This is a genomic window from Bradyrhizobium algeriense, from assembly GCF_003062295.1.
Taxonomy (GTDB): domain Bacteria; phylum Pseudomonadota; class Alphaproteobacteria; order Rhizobiales; family Xanthobacteraceae; genus Bradyrhizobium; species Bradyrhizobium algeriense.
Genome location: NZ_PYCN01000013.1, coordinates 15,085 through 31,808 on the forward strand (window position 1 = coordinate 15,085; position 16,724 = coordinate 31,808).

General features: G+C 63.2%; 16 protein-coding genes. 8 read left to right on the forward strand and 8 right to left on the reverse strand.

The window, feature by feature from the left end; all coding sequences use genetic code 11:
- Window positions 1-31 precede the first annotated feature (31 nt).
- The gene (locus C7G61_RS23405) at window positions 32-1,369 is read right to left on the reverse strand and encodes a L,D-transpeptidase (protein ID WP_108518892.1); all 1,338 of its coding nucleotides are present in this window, start codon (window positions 1,367-1,369) and stop codon (window positions 32-34) included.
- A gap of 328 nt (window positions 1,370-1,697) precedes the next feature.
- On the opposite strand from C7G61_RS23405, the gene C7G61_RS23410 reads away from it, so the two are divergent.
- A complete protein-coding gene (locus C7G61_RS23410; RefSeq protein ID WP_145963673.1) occupies window positions 1,698-2,513 on the forward strand; it encodes a hypothetical protein in 816 nt (271 codons plus the stop codon).
- Between the two features lie 14 nt (window positions 2,514-2,527).
- On the opposite strand, the gene sseA is transcribed toward C7G61_RS23410, so the two are convergent.
- The 3 genes from sseA to C7G61_RS23425 form a co-directional block, all read right to left on the reverse strand.
- Window positions 2,528-3,382 carry a 3-mercaptopyruvate sulfurtransferase gene (gene sseA / locus C7G61_RS23415; protein ID WP_108518897.1) on the reverse strand — a complete coding sequence of 285 codons (855 nt, stop codon included), beginning with the start codon at window positions 3,380-3,382 and terminating at the stop codon, window positions 2,528-2,530.
- Between the two features lie 118 nt (window positions 3,383-3,500).
- A complete protein-coding gene (locus tag C7G61_RS23420) occupies window positions 3,501-3,911 on the reverse strand; it encodes a rhodanese-like domain-containing protein (RefSeq protein WP_108518900.1) in 411 nt (136 codons plus the stop codon).
- A gap of 114 nt (window positions 3,912-4,025) precedes the next feature.
- The gene (locus C7G61_RS23425) at window positions 4,026-5,201 is read right to left on the reverse strand and encodes a vWA domain-containing protein (protein ID WP_108518902.1); all 1,176 of its coding nucleotides are present in this window, start codon (window positions 5,199-5,201) and stop codon (window positions 4,026-4,028) included.
- A gap of 141 nt (window positions 5,202-5,342) precedes the next feature.
- Here C7G61_RS23425 and C7G61_RS23430 point away from each other — a divergent pair, with 141 nt between their 5' ends.
- From C7G61_RS23430 to C7G61_RS23440, 3 genes are all read left to right on the forward strand, one after another.
- Window positions 5,343-5,585 carry a GlsB/YeaQ/YmgE family stress response membrane protein gene (locus C7G61_RS23430; RefSeq protein WP_057850027.1) on the forward strand — a complete coding sequence of 81 codons (243 nt, stop codon included), beginning with the start codon at window positions 5,343-5,345 and terminating at the stop codon, window positions 5,583-5,585.
- Window positions 5,586-5,685: 100 nt separating this feature from the next.
- Window positions 5,686-6,528: an AAA family ATPase gene (locus tag C7G61_RS23435; protein WP_108518905.1), complete on the forward strand. Its 843-nt coding sequence runs from the start codon at window positions 5,686-5,688 to the stop codon at window positions 6,526-6,528.
- A gap of 82 nt (window positions 6,529-6,610) precedes the next feature.
- Complete coding sequence (locus C7G61_RS23440; RefSeq protein ID WP_108518908.1) at window positions 6,611-8,113, forward strand: flavin-containing monooxygenase; 1,503 nt, start codon at window positions 6,611-6,613, stop codon at window positions 8,111-8,113.
- A gap of 48 nt (window positions 8,114-8,161) precedes the next feature.
- Here the strand turns inward: C7G61_RS23440 and C7G61_RS23445 are convergent, their stop codons facing one another.
- Complete coding sequence (locus tag C7G61_RS23445) at window positions 8,162-9,178, reverse strand: methyltransferase (RefSeq protein WP_190241937.1); 1,017 nt, start codon at window positions 9,176-9,178, stop codon at window positions 8,162-8,164.
- 320 nt (window positions 9,179-9,498) lie between these two features.
- Between C7G61_RS23445 and C7G61_RS23450 the strand changes: the two genes are divergently transcribed.
- The 4 genes from C7G61_RS23450 (at window position 9,499) to C7G61_RS23465 (ending at window position 13,209) form a co-directional block, all read left to right on the forward strand.
- A complete protein-coding gene (locus tag C7G61_RS23450; protein WP_108518912.1) occupies window positions 9,499-10,548 on the forward strand; it encodes an aromatic ring-hydroxylating dioxygenase subunit alpha in 1,050 nt (349 codons plus the stop codon).
- Between the two features lie 4 nt (window positions 10,549-10,552).
- On the forward strand, window positions 10,553-11,305 hold the full coding sequence (locus C7G61_RS23455; protein WP_108518914.1) for a GntR family transcriptional regulator: 753 nt from the start codon (window positions 10,553-10,555) through the stop codon (window positions 11,303-11,305).
- A 10-nt stretch (window positions 11,306-11,315) separates the two neighbouring features.
- The gene (locus C7G61_RS23460; RefSeq protein WP_108518916.1) at window positions 11,316-12,302 is read left to right on the forward strand and encodes a PDR/VanB family oxidoreductase; all 987 of its coding nucleotides are present in this window, start codon (window positions 11,316-11,318) and stop codon (window positions 12,300-12,302) included.
- A 412-nt stretch (window positions 12,303-12,714) separates the two neighbouring features.
- On the forward strand, window positions 12,715-13,209 hold the full coding sequence (locus C7G61_RS23465; RefSeq protein WP_190241938.1) for an RlpA-like double-psi beta-barrel domain-containing protein: 495 nt from the start codon (window positions 12,715-12,717) through the stop codon (window positions 13,207-13,209).
- Between the two features lie 124 nt (window positions 13,210-13,333).
- Here the strand turns inward: C7G61_RS23465 and C7G61_RS23470 are convergent, their stop codons facing one another.
- The 3 genes from C7G61_RS23470 to C7G61_RS23480 form a co-directional block, all read right to left on the reverse strand.
- Entirely contained in the window at window positions 13,334-13,693 is a 360-nt protein-coding gene (locus C7G61_RS23470) for a hypothetical protein (protein WP_108518918.1), read from the reverse strand.
- A gap of 174 nt (window positions 13,694-13,867) precedes the next feature.
- Entirely contained in the window at window positions 13,868-14,716 is an 849-nt protein-coding gene (locus C7G61_RS23475; RefSeq protein ID WP_190241939.1) for a class I SAM-dependent methyltransferase, read from the reverse strand.
- A 362-nt stretch (window positions 14,717-15,078) separates the two neighbouring features.
- Window positions 15,079-16,722, reverse strand: a complete 1,644-nt coding sequence (locus tag C7G61_RS23480; RefSeq protein ID WP_108518922.1) for a GMC family oxidoreductase — start codon at window positions 16,720-16,722, stop codon at window positions 15,079-15,081.
- Between the last annotated feature and the right edge of the window lie 2 nt (window positions 16,723-16,724).

Here is a 16,724-nt window from a genome sequence, read left to right on the forward strand (position 1 = left end):
GCCTTAAATGCTTGTCCGGCCAACAGGCCTATCAGCGAATCGTGACCGGCGCGGGCAGCGGCGGCACCACCGTCGGCTGCTGCGCGCCGGGAACGGGCGCCAGTTGGGCCTGAGAAGCCGGTCCCGGGGCTGCTGCGGCAGCCGGGCCAGCGGACGGCGCCGGAGCGGCCGACGCGCTTGCGGTGTTGGCGGGCGGCGCCCCTCCTGGCATCACCACCACGCGGGTGCCGACCTTGGCGCGCTCGAACAGATCCGAGACGTCCTCGTTCAGCATGCCGATGCAGCCCGAGGAGACGAACTTGCCGATCGTCGAGGGCTGGTTGGTGCCGTGAATGCGGTAGATGGTCGAACCGAGATACATCGCCCGCGCGCCGAGCGGATTGCCGGGGCCGCCGGCCATGAAGCGCGGCAGATAGGGCTGACGCTCGATCATCTCGGTCGGCGGATGCCAATCCGGCCACTCGGCCTTGCGGCTGATCTTCTGCACGCCGTTCCAGGTAAAACCGTCGCGGCCGACGCGGACGCCGTAGCGGATCGCGCGGCCGCCACCAAGCACGTAGTAGAGGTGGGTGTTCGAGGTATCGACGACGATGGTGCCCGCGGGCTCCTTGGTCGCAAAGGACACTTCCTGACGGCGCAGGTGCGCCGGAAGCTGCGCAGGGCCCACTTCCGGCTGCTCTTCCGGCGGCAGCGCAGCGAGCTGCACCGGCCTGCCGTCGGCGCCAACCGAAGGCTGCTGCGGTTGCGGGAGCGCGCCGGTAGCCGGTGCGGCGCCGACCGATCCCGGCGGGCGCAGGCCAGCGCGGTCGTCGTTCGGATAGACGATGCCGGCGCCGGGAATGCGGCTGTCGCCGCGATCCGAATAGGCCGGCTGCTGCTGCTGCTGACCGGGCGGGCGGTCCGCATAGATCACCGGCGGTGGACCGGCCGGGCGGCCGTAACGCGGATCGTCGGGCGAAAGGATCGGGCCAGTCGGCGTCGGGGCGCCGCGGTCAGAATAAACAGGCGCGCCGCGGTCCGAATAGACCGGGGCGGCGGCCGGACGGCCATAGCGCGGATCGCTGGGTGACAGCACCGGGCCGGGCGGCGGCAACGCGGCCGCGTTCTGACCGTCCGGCGCGTCGTCATCATCAAGTGCGTCGAAATCGGGTTCGCCGGGGCGGCGGCGTTCATCAGTCGCATAGCCACCGGGAACATACGGTCCCGGAGCCGTCGAATAGACCTGACCTTGGGACGCCTGGCCCTGGTAGACTTGGCCTTGATAGACCTGACCTTGGGCGGGATAGCCCTGCTGCGCATGGGCGAGCGAAGTACCCGCCAAGCCAGCGGCCATGGCAGCACAAATCGTCAGAATGCGGTTATTCATCATCGCCTTTGTATAGACCCCAAGCCCCACCGGACGGTTAACGGCAGATGACGGAAGATAGCGGCACATTCAAGACAAGTCCGCGAAATTCGGCGTTCCAGTCATTTGTGATCGCCGCCCAGTGCGGCACAGATGCCTCAGCGCGCCGGAAATCGCCATTGTGGACGGTCAGCGACTTCAGACTGAAGATTTTGCAACAAAAAGCCACCGGGCACTGAGATACTCTCAAATCGGCCTGATTCGCGCGCACCCACGCGCGCCTCACGAATCAGGCCACACAGTGGTCACCGCGTTCCCCTGGCAATCAATAACCCTCCAGCGATCAAGGAGGGTGGAACTCGAGTCCATGCTTCCCGGCTTTCGTTTCCTGTTCACTGCGATCGTCCTGTCGATGTCGGTCCTGGTTTTTGGGCTTGGCGCCGCCGCCCTGTTGCGCTCCGCGCATGAGGAATTTGCCAACCTTCCCTCGCGGCGGGCGACGCCCGAGCCGATGTTTGCCCGACTGAATGACGGCCCGCCGCCGACGCTGGCGCTGCTGCGGGTCGATCCGCCGGCCGCAGAGAAGCCGGCGGAGAATGTCCCGGCAGCAGCCCCGGACGTCCCGGCGCCGGCCGGACAGGCCCTCGACGCCCCTCCGGCGGAGCCCGAGAAACTGGCAGCCGTGAGTCCGGCTGAGCCGATGCAGGTTGAAGCGGCAAAGCCGGAAGACCCGGCAAAAGAGGCAATCGCGGAGACGACACCGGCCGCCCCGGCGGCAGCCGAGCCGCCGGTCAACGCGGAAGTGAAACTCGCCGCCATACCGGACACGCCGGAGCCGGCCGCCGCCACCCCGCCTCCACTGGCACCGGATATTTATTCATTCGAAGGCAACGCCGCCGCCGCCCGGATCGCGACGCTCGGTGGTCCCGCCGTCGTCGTCGACGAAAAGACAGCGGCCAAGACCACGGAAGCGAAGACCACGGAAGCCACGACGACGGAAGCGAAGCCGGACCAGAGCGCCGTCAAGAAGCGGACTGCGCAGCGGGTTCAGGAACGGCGACGGGTTGCTGCGCAGCGGGCGCGTCTGGCGCGAGAGGCGGCGCTGGCTCAACAGCAGCAATTCGCCAATCCGTTCGGGCTGACCCCGGTGGCACGCGCGACGAGGTAGTGCCTGGATTGAGTTCAGGCCGGACCGGTCGCGACCGGCGGGCCGTCGGCTGCGCCCCACTCCGTCCATGAGCCGTCATACAGCGCCGGGTTCTCGACGCCGAGGCGATAGAGCGCCAGCGTCAGCACGGCGGCGCTGACACCGGAGCCGCAACTGGTCACGATCGGTGCGTCGAGCTTCACGCCGGCGCCCGAGAACGCCGCGCGCAATTCTTCCAGCGATTTCATGGTGCCGGTCGCGGCATCGAACAGGTGGTTGTAGGGCAGGCTGAGACTGCCCGGGATATGCCCGGAGCGAAGGCCCGCCCGCGGCTCGGCCACCTTGCCCTGGTACCGCTCGTTGGCGCGTGCATCGATCACCTGCTCGGCGCGGCTGGCGAGATTGGCGATGAGCTGCTGCATGCTGCGCGTGCGCCGCGCATCGAACGCCGCCTTGAAGGTCGCAGGCTTCGGCGTCACCTCACCGTTCTCGACCTTGCGGCCCTCGGCGACCCACTTCTTCAAGCCGCCATTGAGTATGCGCACGTCCTTGCCGAACGACAGGAACATCCACCACACCCGGGGTGCGGCGACCCAGCCGCCGGAATCGTAGAGCACAACCGTGTCGTCATTGCCGATCCCGAGCCCGCCGACATCACGGCCGAATTGCTCGGCTGATGGGAACATGTGCGGCAGCGGGTTGGAATGATCGGACACCGCGTCGACGTCGAAGAACACCGCGCCGGGAATATGCGCGGCGAGATAATCGTCCTTCGGCAGCGGCAGCACGCCCGGCATCTTGAACGAGGCGTCGATCACCTTGACGCCGGGATCATTCAGGTGCGCGGCAAGCCATTCGGTGGAGACGAGCGGGTCGGTGGTGGTAGGCATGGCAAAATCCTTGCTGTCATTCCGGGGCACGCAAAGCGTGAACCCGGAATCTCGAGATTCTCCGATGTGCAATTGCACATCGTAGTTCGCTTCGCGCCCCGGAATGACGTGGGAAAAACTACTTCTTCTTCGGCTCCCACTTCTCGATCGGGCCGCCGGCGTCGCGCCAGGCGGCGAAACCGCCGCCCATATGGGCGACCGGCTTCAGGCCCATGTCCTGCGCGGTCTTGGCCGCGAGCGCCGAGCGCAGGCCGCCGGCGCAGTGGAAGATGAATTTCTTGTCCTCCTGGAAGATCGGCTTGGCGTAGGGGCTTTGCGGATCGATCCAGAATTCAAGCATGCCGCGGGTGCAGGAGAACGCGCCGGGGATCTTGCCCTCGCGCTCGATCTCGCGGGGGTCGCGGATATCGACGATCACGACGCCCGGGTCCTGCGCGGCCTTGATGGCGTCAGTGGCGCTGACAGTCTCGATCGCGGCGTTGGCTTCGTCGATCAGGGATTTGATGCCGCGGTGGATGGTCTGGGGCATGAACTCTTCCTTGGTTGTTCTTGCACCGTCATTCCGGGATGGTCCGAAGGACCAGACCCGGAATCTCGAGATTCCGGGTTCGCGCTGCGCGCGCCCCGGAATGACGGCGATGGCCTACCGCACCAGTTCCTTCATCGCGCCTTCGAGGCCTTCGATCGTGATCGGGTACATGCGCTCCGAAAGCAGCCGGCGGATGATGGTGGTGGATTCCGAATAGTCCCAGTGCTTCTGCGCCACAGGATTGAGCCAAACCGTGTGCGGATAGGTGCGCGTGATGCGCTCCAGCCAGACCGAGCCGGCCTCCTCATTGACGTGCTCGACCGAGCCGCCCGGCACCATGATCTCGTAAGGGCTCATCGAGGCGTCGCCGACGAACACCACCTTGTAGTCGTGTGGGTATTTGTGCAGCACGTCCCAGGTCGGCGTGCGGTCGGTGAAGCGGCGCTTGTTCTGTTTCCAGACGCCTTCATAGAGGCAGTTGTGGAAGTAGAAATACTCCATGTGCTTGAACTCGGACTTCGCCGCCGAGAACAGCTCCTCGACCTGCTCGATATGCGAATCCATCGAGCCGCCGATGTCGAAGAACACCAAAACCTTCACGGCATTGCGCCGCTCGGGCCGCATGTGGACGTCGAGATAGCCGTGGTTGGCGGTTTCCCGGATCGTGGTGTCGAGGTCGAGTTCGTCGGGCGCGCCGGTGCGCGCGAATTTGCGTAAGCGCCGCAGCGCGATCTTGATGTTGCGGATGCCGAGCTCGACATTGCCGTCGAGGTCTTTGAACTCGCGCTTGTCCCACACCTTCACGGCGCGGTTGTTGCGGTTCTTCTCCTGCCCGATTCTTACGCCTTCGGGATTGTAGCCATGGGCGCCGAACGGCGAGGTTCCTGCCGTGCCGATCCACTTGTTGCCGCCCTGGTGACGGCCCTGTTGTTCCTTCAGGCGCTGGCGAAGCGTCTCCATGAGCTTGTCCCAGCCCATCGCCTCGATCTGCTTCTTCTCTTCCTCGGTGAGGTATTTTTCGGCCAGCTTCTTCAGCCACTCGGCGGGAATGTCCGCCTTCTCCATGGCGTCCAGCAGGCTTTCCAGCCCCTTGAACACGGTGCCGAAGACGCGGTCGAACTTGTCGAGGTTACGCTCGTCCTTCACCAGGGCGGCGCGGGAGAGATAGTAGAAATTCTCGACCGTCTGATCGGCGAGGTCGGCGTCGAGCGCCTCCATCAGCGTCAGATATTCACGCAGGGTCACCGGGACCTGCGCGTCGCGCAGCGATGTGAAGAATTGCAGGAACATGGGATACAGATTGCCCGCCGGACCGCACACGTCAAGAGGCGGCGCACGTCAAGGGCCGGCGCATAGCTGTCAGGCCTAGACCGGGAGGCTTTTTCAATTACAATTGAGCCATAAACGGCTTATTCCGGCAGGGGAAATTCAATGGGCATCATTGCGGCACTGATCATCGGCGGTATCGCGGGCTGGCTTGCCGGGCTGATCGTGCGCGGCGCAGGGTTCGGGCTGATCGGCAACATCGTCGTCGGCATCATCGGCGCCCTGCTGGCGAGCTGGCTGTTGCCGCAACTGGGCGTCAGCCTCGGCGTGGGCTGGGTCCGCGATATCATCAACGCCACCATCGGCGCGGTGATCATCCTGGTGATCCTGTCGCTGATCAGACGCTGAGGATAAACGCATCAATTTCAATCGCGACCGCCGGACCGGCGGTCGTTTACTGTTCAGGCCGCGAGCGGCCCAAGAACGAAGCAACAAGGCAAACGGATAGATGAAATTTACCGGCACCAAGGACTATGTCGCCACCGACGACCTCAAGGTCGCCGTCAACGCCTCGATCGTGCTCGAGCGCCCGCTGCTGATCAAGGGCGAGCCCGGCACCGGCAAGACCGTGCTGGCGGAGGAAGTCTCGAAAGCGCTCGGCGCACCACTGCTGACCTGGCACATCAAGTCCACCACCAAGGCGCAGCAGGGCCTGTACGAGTACGACGCGGTGTCGCGCCTGCGCGACAGCCAGCTCGGCGATCCCCGGGTTTCCGACATCTCGAACTACATCAAGCGCGGCAAATTGTGGGACGCCTTCACCCATGACAAGCGCCCGGTGCTGCTGATCGACGAGATCGACAAGGCGGATATCGAATTTCCGAACGACCTGCTGCTCGAACTCGATCGCATGGAGTTCTTCGTCTACGAGACCGGCGAGAACATCAAGGCGAGCCTGCGCCCGATCGTGATGATCACCTCGAACAACGAGAAGGAACTGCCGGACGCGTTCCTGCGCCGCTGCTTCTTCCACTACATCAAGTTCCCCGACGCCGACACCATGGGCCGGATCGTCGACGTGCATTTCCCCGGCATCAAGAAACGCCTGGTGGAAGAGGCGCTGCGGATATTCTTCGAGGTGCGCGAAGTGCCGGGCCTGAAGAAGAAGCCCTCGACCTCCGAGTTGCTCGACTGGCTCAAGCTGCTCTTGAACGAGGACATCACCCCGGAAATGCTCAGGGAGCGCGACCCGCGCAAGCTGATCCCGCCGCTGCACGGCGCGCTGCTCAAGAACGAACAGGACGTGCACCTGTTCGAGCGGCTGGCGTTCCTCAGCCGGCGCGAAGTGTGATTCGCTGACGACTACCGCGCCAGAACCCCAAGGTTCTGGCGTTTTGCTTTCAAAACACAACAAACCAAAAAGAACAGGGAAGATGAACGTTCAAACCCAGATCGACAGGGCTTCACCCCGCACATCAGAGCATTTCGACGTCCTGATCGCCGGCGCCGGGATTTCGGGCGTTGGCGCGGCCTACCACCTCGCCACGCAATGCCCGGGAACGAGCTTCGTCGCGCTGGAAGCGCAAAAGACTTTTGGCGGCACCTGGACCACGCATCGCTATCCGGGCATTCGCTCCGACAGCGACCTGCATACGTTCGGCTACCGCTTCAAGCCATGGACATCAGCGCCGATCGCAAGCGCCGCCGAAATCCTGAAATACATGGGCGAGGTGATTGAGGAGAACGATCTCGCGCCGCACATCCGCTATCAGCACACCATCACCTCCGCGAAATGGTCGAGCGCGGAAAACCTCTGGACCATCGAAGCCACCCGCACCGACACCGGCGAAAACCTTCGCTTCACCACTAATTTCTTCTGGATGTGCCAGGGCTATTACCGCCACACCGAGGGCTACACGCCGGAATGGAAGGACATGGCCAGGTTCAAGGGCCGCATCGTCCATCCGCAGAAATGGCCTGAAGACCTCGACTACAAGAACAAGCGCGTGATCGTGATCGGCTCGGGTGCTACCGCGGCGACGCTGATCCCGGCGCTGGCGAACGATTGCGCGCATGTCACCATGCTGCAGCGTTCGCCGACCTATTTCCGCACCGGGCGGAACGCGATAGAAATCGCCGAGGAGCTGCGGAAACTGCAGGTCGACGAGACCTGGATCCACGAAATCACGCGACGAAAAATCCTGTTCGATCAGGACGCCTTCACGCGCAAGACGTTCGCGGAGCCGGAAGCGGCGAAGAAGGATTTGCTGTCGGCGGTCGAAGCCTATCTCGGCAAGGACTACGACATCGCGACGCACTTCACGCCAAAGTACCGGCCGTGGCGGCAGCGCATCGCCTTCATTCCCGACGGCGATCTGTTCCAGGGCATCAAGTCCGGCAAGGCCTCCGTCGTCACCGACGAGATCGACCGCTTCACCGAAAAGGGCATTCTGCTGAAATCCGGCAAGGAGCTTGAAGCCGACATCATCGTCACCGCAACCGGTTTCAACCTCTGTGCCGATGGCGACATCGAATTCGCCATCGACGGCAAGCCGCTCGACTTCGCCGACACCGTGACCTATCGCGGCATGATGTTCACCGGCGTGCCGAACCTGGTCTGGGTGTTCGGCTATTTCCGCGCCAGCTGGACGCTGCGCGTCGACCTCGTCGCCGACTTCGTCTGCCGGCTGCTCACGCACATGAAGGAGACCGGCGCGAAAAAGGTGACGCCGGCGTTGCGTCCCGAAGACCACAACATGCCGCTGTTGCCCTGGATCGATCCGGAGAACTTCAATCCCGGCTACATGATGCGCGGCATGCATCTGCTGCCCAAGCGCGGCGAGAAGCCGGAATGGCAGCACAACCAGGATTACTGGGCGGAGAAGGACGAATTCCCGGGCATCGACCTCAAGGACAAGGCGTTCGTTTACGGCTGAGTCCGTCGCCTGACGCCGAGTGACGGTGACTCCGTCACTCGGTAAAGCTCAAGCGGGATGTGCCTCGATCACGTTGAAGCGGCCGGCTGAATAGGTCGTGACCAGATCGAAGCCGCTTCTGTCGAGCAATTCGCGGTACTGCGCCTTGGTGCGCTCGAGCCCTCCGGGCCCGCGAAGCATGTTCAGATCGCTCAACGCCTGCTCCCTGTCCTCAACTGCCATGGTCGGCGCCTCCGGCATCAGCCGTTCCACCAGAAGCAGCTTGCCGCTGTCAGGGAGCGCCTTGCGACAGTTTTGCAGGATCGTCACGCTGCGCGCATCGTCCCAGTCGTGAATGATGCTCTTGAGGATGATCGCATCTGCGATCGCCGGCACCGCCTCGAAGAAATCGCCGGCGGCGAATTCCACGCGGTCATCGACGCCGGTCTGCCTGAGATGCTTGCTTGCGGCTTCGGCACATCTCGGAAGATCGAAAACAGTTCCGCGCAGTTTCCGGTTTTGCTGTGCGATGGCGCCGAGCAATTCGCCGGACCCGCCGCCGACGTCCATCAAATGGCGTATCCCGCCGAAATCGTAGGCGCGTAGGACATCCGGCGTCACCAGCCGCGTGAGCTCGGTCATCGCAGCATTGAACTTGTCGACGATTTCAGGTGTTCGACCCATCAGCTCGAAAGCGTTGGCAAGGCCCTGCAATTCCGCCGCAGTCTTGCCAGTCATCACGGATTCAAGCATCCCGCTCCAGGCCTTTGAAATCATCTCGCCTTCAAAGATCGCCCAGCCCTTGAACGATTGCTCGGCGCCGCTGTCGAGGCAGGATCCCACTTCCGTCAATGCGTAGCGATCTTCGCCGCTACGCGAGCATATGCCGATGGTGGAGAGCACGGTCAGCAGACGTCCAAGCGCCCGTTCATCCGCCCCGGTTGCCTTGGCGAGCTTGCCAAGCGTCTGCGGTCCGTCCCGCAGCAGCTCGGCGAGCCCTAGTCTGGCGGCGACATAGATCACCGCCGTGACACGGTGCGACTGGATCAAATCGAAAAGCTTGAGGGCTGGTACTTGCGACGACATCGTGCCTCCTTTTGCCGTTGCAGATTCGAATGCGATCTCCCCGCGGGTTTGCCGAGCGCTGCTCGGAACTGGATTGGCGCTGCGGCTTTCGCCGGCCATTGCCAGTGCGAGGCGGGAGTTATTCGCTCCGACGACGCCTGCATGTCCATGGGAGTTGCAAGCTCGGCCGTGGAAGGGTGACGGCTAACCGGAGCAAGCGAAATGAGGTAATTCACAAAAGGTATGTATACTTTAATGGTATTTAGATGCGTCAAACAAGCCAATTTGCCATTTTCCAGCAACTATTGTATACATCTTGCACTCAGTAAGGGAGTGCAGCCATGCCATCCTCGTTTCCGCTCAACGCCTGGTACGCCGCCGCCTGGGATGTCGACCTCAAGCACGCGCTGTTTCCGCGCACGATCTGCGGCAAGCATGTCGTGATGTACCGCCAGTCCGACGGGCGGGTGTGCGCGCTGGAGGACGCCTGCTGGCACCGGCTGGTGCCGCTGTCCAAGGGGCGGCTCGACGGCGACACCGTCGTCTGCGGCTATCACGGGCTGAAATACAATGCGCAGGGCCGCTGCACCTACATGCCCTCGCAGGAAACCATCAATCCTTCCGCCTGCGTGCGCGCCTATCCCGTGGTGGAACGGCATCGTTTCATCTGGCTGTGGATGGGCGATCCGGCGCTGGCCGATCCCGCGCTGGTGCCGGACATGCACTGGAACGACGATCCGGCCTGGGCCGGCGACGGCAAGACCATTCATGTGAAGTGCGACTACCGCTTGGTGGTCGATAATCTGATGGACCTGACCCACGAGACCTTCGTGCATGGCTCCAGCATCGGCAACGACCACGTCGCCGAAGCGCCATTCGACGTCACCCATGGCGACAAGACCGTGACCGTGACGCGCTGGATGAAGGGCATCGATGCCCCGCCCTTCTGGGCGGCGCAGTTGCAGAAGCCGGGTGCGGTCGACCGCTGGCAGATCATCAACTTCCAGGCGCCCGGCACCGTCAATATCGACGTCGGCGTTGCGCCCGCGGGCACCGGCGCGCCGGAGGGCGACCGCTCGCAGGGCGTCAATGGCTTTGTGCTCAACACCATGACGCCGGAGACCGAAACCACCTGTCACTATTTCTGGGCCTTCGTCCGCAATTACCGGACCACCGAGCAGAAGCTGACCACCGATATCCGCGAGGGCGTTGCCGGCATCTTCCACGAGGATGAAATCATCCTCGAAGCGCAGCAGCGCGCGATGGACGAAAATCCGGACCGCACCTTCTACAACCTCAACATCGACGCCGGCGCGATGTGGGCGCGGCGCGTGATCGACCGCATGGTCGCGCGCGAGACCGCGCCGTATACCGCGCAAGCCGCGGAGTGAGATCATGAGCGAACGCGACGCCGAGCGCTCCGTCTCGCAAACCGTGCGCGCGCAACTCGCGCTGCGCGACATGATCCTGTCCGGGCGGCTGCGCCCGGGCGAGCGCATCTCCGAACTGCAGGCGGTCGAGATCACAGGCGTGTCGCGGACGCCGGTGCGGCTGGCGCTGGTGCGGCTGGAGGACGAAGGCCTGCTGCAGGCGATCCCCTCCGGCGGCTTCATGGTGAAGGCGTTCACCGAACGCGACATTTTGGACTCGATCGAGCTGCGCGGCACGCTGGAAGGCCTCGCGGCCCGCTTTGCGGCCGAGCGCGGCGTCAGCGCGCGCAGCCTCGAACCATTGAAGGAATGCCTCGCCGATCTCGACCAACTGGTTCGCCAGGATCCGATTTCGGTCGAAGCCTTTTCCGCCTATGTGACCATGAACGCGCGCTTTCACGCGCTTCTCAATGAACTCTCCGCAAGCGCGCCGCTGATCCGCGAAATCGATCGCGTCTCCGCGCTGCCGTTCGCTTCGCCAAGCGCTTTCGTGATGGCGCAGTCGGCACTGCCGGAAGCGCATCAGATCCTGCTGCTCGGGCAGGATCACCACCGCATCGTGGTGGACGCGATCGAGAACCGCGAGGGCGCGCGGGCCGAGGCCGTGATGCGCGAGCATTCACGCCTCGCCGCGCGCAATTTGCGGCTCGCGATCCGAAACCGCACGCATCTCGAACTGATGCCGGCGCTCGCTTTGCTCAAATCGTCAGCCGAATAGGAAAGCGCCCATGCGTTTTGCCGAGCAATGGAGCTGGTGCACCGTCGAAGCTATGCGCGACGTGACGCCCACGATCCGCGAATTCAGACTTCGTCCCGAGAACGGCCGCGTGCCGCCCTACCCGGCCGGCAGCCATATCGGCGTCAGCGTGGTGATCGACGGCCAGCCCACACGGCGCTCCTACTCGCTGGTGGAGAACAGCGATCCCAACAGCTATCGGATCGCTGTGCGGCTAGCGCCGGACAGCCGCGGCGGCTCGCGCGGCATGTGGAGCCTGACGCCGGGCGCGCGGATCGAAACGTCAAATCCGGCGTCCCTGCTCGACATCGACTGGACGAGGAAGAACTATTGCCTGATCGCAGGCGGCATCGGTATCACGCCGATCACAGGTATCGCCGCTGCCCTGCGCCGCAGGAATATCGCCGCTTCCCTGCACTACGCCGTCAAATCACGCGGCGATGCCGCCTTCCTCGACGAACTCTCGGCGCTGCTCGGCGATCGCTTGATCGTGCACGCCTCCGATGAAGGCGCCCGGTTCGACCTCGAAGCCACCTTCCGCGCTTTGCCTGACGATGCCATCGCCATCATGTGTGGACCGATGCGGATGCTGGAGGCGGCGCGGCGCGCCTGGAACGACGCGGGACGCGCGCCGGCCGATCTGCGCTACGAGACCTTCGGCTCCAGCGGCCTGAAGCCGACGGCCGAATTCCGCGTGCGCCTGAAGGATACCGACACCGAACTCGTCGTGCCGCAGAACAGCTCGATGCTGGACGCGCTGAACGGCGCCGGTTTTGAGGTGATCTCAGACTGCCAGCGCGGCGAATGCGGCGTCTGCGCAATCGACGTCGTTGCCGTCGAGGGTGAGATCGACCATCGCGACGTCTTCTTCAGCGACCAGCAGAAGCACGACAATCGCAAGATCTGCCCCTGCGTGTCGCGCGCGATCGGCGTCGTCACCATCGATACGCTGTACCGGCCGGAAGCGGCGCATCGTTAAGCGAACATCGTCAGCGCCGAATGCGCGCCCAGCGCCAGAAGCGGTCATTGAGCCGAAGTCGAATGCCTATCCAAGCCGCGTGGTTGCGTCAGCTCGCTTATCTCCAGGAGAAGGGCGTGAAATTCGACCGATGCATCGACCATCCCGCGCGGTCATCGGTCAGACGCTTGCTCCTACTCAGCCCTGGTCAATAGATTCTATTCAGCCATGTTACTGACGCAATCTCTGTCTTAGTCGATGAGAACTAAGAACACCTGTGCGAGGACCACACTGGTTCCCACAACGGTTCCACTGCCGGTATTGGAACGAATCCGCAAATAATTGGCGCGAGTTAGTCAACGCATCCGCGTTCGCTTGACCATTTTTTTGCGGCATCGGGAACCCAGCGTTCTAGAAAATCAATCAAGGAGTTATGATGTTGTTTCGCTCGCGCGCCGCAATTTGCGGCGCCGTACTTACGCTTGCGTTTTCTGTGCCCGTTGCTCGAAGTGAAATCGTTGCAGTTCATTCAAGCGCCGTCGTCGATGCCGCTACCGGGGATGCGATCGTTGGCGCTGCATCCACGTACAATCCGTTCCGGCCCGGATGGCGGGAGGGTGGTCCGAACACAGCCTCCGGTGAGCGCTATGATCCCTCTGTTTGGACGGCTGCCATCAAGACGAGCTTGCGCCAGAAATTTGGCGGGGTCCGATATGCCGCGAGGCCGAAGTATGCCCTCGTTGAGGCTGTAGGCAAGAAGGTCATCGTCAAGATAAATGACGTTGGGCCACTAACGCCTGGCCGCATCATTGACCTCAATGAGCGAGCGATGCGCTATTTCGATCCTAGCCTGCAGCTCGGGGTAATTTATAGCGTAATAGTCAGGCCGCTTTCCGGCGACTATTGGGTTCCCGGACCGGTTGGCTGAACATCGCACGTGAAAGAAGCAGAGCAAGACATGAGAGTTTCGGCGAATGTCCGCTCTGCACCATGAACCGCCACTGCGGGCAACCGGATGGCGCACGCGCACGCGGTCTTCAAGCAACGGCTGATCAGCCGCAATTCCAGATCGGCCCGATCGGCGTCCGCGTCCAGCAGGGGCCGAAGCTGCCGCCATTGTAGCGACCGCCGTAAAAGCCAGGCCGGCCGAAATAGTGCCAGTCGCCATCGTACCCGTAATAACTTGGGGTTGGATCGATATACCAGGGGCGCTGGTTGCGGCGCGCCACGCGCGAAGTCGAAGCTTTCCGGGCGTCAGCTGGAAGGCTGTTATTCGGTGGCTGCTGATAGCCCGGCAGGAAGCCGTATCCGTGCCAGCGTGGCGCCGGCCGCTTATGAGCCGGCGCAGCCGGCGCGACGACCGGCAGCAGCGATAGGATGATAGCAATCAATGGAAACACGAGGCGCGACATCAGCGCACCATAGACGGCCGACTGTTGAGAGGCGATTCAAATCTGAGTGCCCATTGCAGCGCAGTTGCTTCCGGTTCGCTTGCGAAACAACCGCTTTTGCGCCAGGAGCAGTCGTCCCGACAAGGGCGCGATTGTCCCAAAGCGGAAGGTTAGTATCATCCGGTCCACGCGGTATTAAACCGGGCGCGACACCACCGTCAAACCATTCGATAGCGCATTGCTGTCGATCGCTGCGATCGTGCGCGCGACAAGTTGCGGCAGGCCGGGAAAGGCCGCGAGATTCGGAAACACCTTGCGCACGAGGAATCCGTGCAAACTCAGATCCTTCTTGATCCGCAGTACCTCGTAGTCCGCGGCCGAGAAGCAGGTGCGCGCCGCTCGTTCGTTGAAGTAATTCCAGTGGTCGACAAAGTAGGAGAGCGGCCGGTTGTTGCCGCGAAGCCGCGCCCAGGTGAGTTCAGCCTTGCGTCGCCAACTTCCTTCATTGGGGAAGCGGAAGATCAGGACGCCGCCATCGGCGAGCACGGGCTTGAGCGAGCGTAAGGTGCCGACTGGATCGAGCATATGCTCGAAAACCTGGTCCGAAACGATGCAATCGAAGCGGTCGGTGCCGACAATGTCACCGATCTTGCGCCAGTCGCCGGACACAATGGTGACGCCATTCTCGCGCGCCACCTCCGCGCGGGCGGGATCGCCTTCGAAGCCGACCACGTCGAAACCGCGCTTCATCAACATCGGCAGCAGCTGCGAGGCCCCGCATCCGAGATCGAGGACGCGTAATCCTGGCGCCCAGCGCTCGATCAATGGAATGAGCGAATAGGGATAATCGTTCTCATCGAAAATCCGCTTCCAGGCGAAATGCGCGCGCTGCTGGGCGATCCTTTCAGGCGACGCGAAGGTGGCTGCCGTCTCGTCCTCGACCTTTTCAATCCGTTCCGGCCGGTCGGCAACGAAGCGGCCGGTGCAGGACCTGCACTCGTACACCAGATAAAGCCGACGGCTCGTATCATCGAGCGCGCGCAAATTCGTATCGTGGATGTCGACCGAGGAGCAAAACGGGCAACAGGATACGATCTGAGGGTGTGGGGCGTGAGAGTTCACTGCGAAGTCTCCCTTCAACACAACTCGTTTCGGTCACTCCTGAGCAAAAAAAACGGCTTTCGTTAGACGCCTTTTGGGCCGATGTCTGCTCATGGCAGCACCTAGCCGACATGGGTAATTTGCCGAATGATCGCTTTTCGCCAGAAGCGGCCGTCCCGACAAGGGCGCGATTGACCCAATGCGGGCTCGACGTAAGGCTCTTCTTGACCTTTACGCCGGCTAGCCGGACTAGCTTCTGCTTAGGCGCCTCAACTCTGGCATCCAGTACCTAATCTCATCACGGCCTAGGCCTGCACGGGAAACTTCACCGCCTCCAGCGCGGTCTTGCCGCGGATCATGTCGGAGGCCTTGTCGGCGATCATCAGCGTCGAGGCGTTGAGATTGGCCGAGATCATCCGCGGCATGATCGAGGCGTCGACCACGCGCAGGCCCTGCAGCCCGTGCACGCGCAACTGGTCGTCGACCACGGCCCATTTGGCATCCGCCGGTCCCATGCGACAGGTGCAGCCGGGATGGAACGTGGTGGTGCCGCGCTCGGTGGCGGCGGCCAGGAATTCGTCGTCGCTCTGCACCTTTGGTCCAGGGAAATCCTCGTAGGCATAATAGGGCGCGAGCGGCGCGGACGACAGCAGCCGGCGCGCCAGCTTCATGCCGGCGACGACGACGCGGCGATCGATCTCTTCGACCAGGTAATTGGTCTGGATGATCGGCGCCGCGAATGGATCGGCGGAGCGGATGCGGACATAGCCGCGGCTCTCCGGGCGCTGCTGCCATGAGGCCACCGTCATGCCGGGCTCGTCTTCGAGCTGGCCCTGCACGCCTTCCTTGTAGCTCGCGGGTGTAAACGTGAGCTGCAGGTCGGAGCTTTCGGTGGTCTCGCCGGAGTGCCAGAAGCAATAGACCATGGTCGGCGACAGCGAGAGCAGGCCGCGCCGCGTCGTCGCCCATTTCAGCGCCTCGACCCACAGGCTCACGCCGCGCCTGAGTTCATTGATGGTCCGGATGTTCTTGACGCGCGCGACCGAGCGCGGCGCGTAGTGATCCTGCAGGCCTTCGCCGACGCCGGGCAGCGCGTGACGGACCTCGATGCCGTGCGACTGCAACAATTCCGGCGAACCGACGCCGGACAATTGCAGCACCTGCGGCGAGTTGTAGGTGCCACCGGAAAGAATGACTTCCTTGCTGGCGCGCACTTCGACGGGCACGCCGCCCTTGCCGCCTTTGAGATAGCGCACGCCGACCGCGCGCTTGCCCTCGAAGATGAGGTTGGTGACATGCGCATGGGTCCGCACATCGACATTGCCTCGTTTGCGCGCCGGATGCAGGAACGCTTTGGCCGCGCTCATGCGCAGGCCCTTCTCGATGGTGCGCTGGCAGTAGGACACGCCCTCCTGGATCGCGCCGTTATAGTCGGGGTTGCGCGGAATCCCGAGGCTCATGGCGCCTTCCATGAAGGCCTCGCACAGCGGATCGTTCCAATCCATGGTGGTGACGGTGAGACTGCCGTCGCGGCCGCGATAGGTCTCGTCGCCCTCGCCGACCCGCCGCTCCAGCCGCTTGAAATAGGGCAGTATGTCCGGATAGCCCCAGCCGCGATTGCCGAGCTGCGCCCAGGTGTCGAAATCCTGGCGCTGGCCGCGGTTGTAGATGTGGCCGTTGATCGAGGACGATCCTCCCAGCGTCTTGCCGCGCGGCGCATAGATGCTGCGGCCGCCGGTCCAAGGGCCTGGCTCTTGGCTGTAGCCCCAGTTGACGCTCTTCATGTGGAACGTCTTGATGAAGCCGGCCGGCAGGTGGATGTAGGGATGCCAGTCGCTCGGCCCCGCTTCCAGCACGCAGACGCGGCTCGCAGAATCTTCGCTAAGGCGGTTGGCGAGCACGCTGCCTGCGGAGCCCGCGCCGATAATCACGTAATCGAACGTTTCCATCG